Consider the following 1,607-nt stretch of genomic DNA (forward strand, 5'->3'; position numbering starts at 1 on the left):
GATCGAATTCCGTGCGCATCTTGATCTTGTCGTCCGTGTCGACTTCACCGCGCCAGCCATTGATTTGTGCCCAACCGGTCACGCCGGGCTTGACCCTGTGCCGTGCGAAATAGCCGTCGACAACCTCGTTATAAAGGAGATTGCGGGTATGCGCTGCGATCGCGTGCGGCCGGGGCCCGACAAGTGACAGTGTTCCCATCAACGAGTTGAAGAACTGCGGCAGTTCGTCGATCGAGGTCTTGCGAATGAAGCGGCCGACGCGGGTCACGCGCGGGTCGTTCTTTACCACTGCATTGCGCGCCGTCGGGTCGCACATCTCGGTGAACATGGAGCGGAACTTCCAGACTTCGATGATCTCGTTGTTGAAGCCATGCCGGAGCTGCTTGAAGATCACCGGCCCGTTGCTTTCAAGTTTGATGGCGATGACAGTCGCGAGGATAACCGGACTGAAGACGATCAAGCCGAATAGGCTGAAGAAAATGTCGAAGGCGCGTTTGGCCACGGAATCCCAGTCGTTGATCGGCTTGTCGAACAAGTCGATCATGGCGACGGACCCGATATAGGAATAGGCGCGCGGGCGGAACTGCAGATGGTTGTTGTGTGCCGACAGGCGGATATCGACGGGCAGAACCCACAGCTTCTTCAGGAGCGACAGCACCCGTGCTTCCGCGGTGATCGGCAGGGACACGATCAGCATATCGATTTGCGCGATGCGTGCGAACTCTATCAATTCGGAAATATTACCGAGCTTTGGATAACCGGCGACGATCGGCGGTGACCGCTTGGCATCGCGATCGTCAAAAACACCGCAAATGCGAATGTCGTTATAGGGCTGTTGTTCGATCGACCGAATGAGGTCCTCCGCCGGCTTGCCGCCGCCAACGATAACCGCGCGCCGTTCCATCTTTCCGTTGCGGGCCCAGCGCCGGATCAGGCGCGACATGACTATGCGGAATACCAGGAAAAGGATCAGTCCCGACCCGTACCAGGTGCCAAACCACACACGCGAATAGTCTTCCGAGGTCTTGAGGAAAAACGCCGCCAGCGACATCATCGCGAAAGCGCCGGACCATACGAGGATGAGTTTTCCGAACTTGCTGACGGGGTCGCGCATGACGGCAAGCTGGTAGCTGTCGGTAAGCTCCAGGAGCATGACTGTGACCACTGCCGTGGCGAGGATCGCAAGCGAATACTGCAGGAACGTGTAAGCCGATGGGCCCACGTAAATGATGAAGACAGCAATGCCCGCCAGCACGATGATCAGGAATTCGATGATCCGCATGATGCCGCTGATCATCACCGGAGAATTGGTGTCCTTGGCATATTGCGAGGCGATCTGATAGGCGACCGGGCTCAGCACCGGCTTCTTGCCGGAAGTGCGCGGTGTGTCGGGCGTAAGGTTGCGAACAACCTCCCGCGAAAGCTTCGATTCCGCTTTTCTGTCTGTCATGATTCACCTGAACGCCCGAATTGCCTGTCAATAGCACATATGCGCTAAGAAAGGCTTGAAGAATCTAGAGTTCCAACGCTGCGAAATACTCGGCTTCTAGCCGCGTAGCCATTGCCTCGATACCGAACTTTTGCTTGAGGGTTCCGATACTTGGAAG

1 protein-coding gene is annotated in these 1,607 nt (G+C 56.7%); it reads right to left on the reverse strand.

Going from position 1 to position 1,607, the window contains the following annotated elements:
* A partial coding sequence (locus ACXJ5O_RS26370) for an undecaprenyl-phosphate glucose phosphotransferase (protein ID WP_457302487.1) occupies window positions 1-1,450 on the reverse strand: 1,450 nt, incomplete at its 3' end.
* Between the last annotated feature and the right edge of the window lie 157 nt (window positions 1,451-1,607).

The organism is Phyllobacterium sp. P5_D12, from assembly GCF_054049495.1.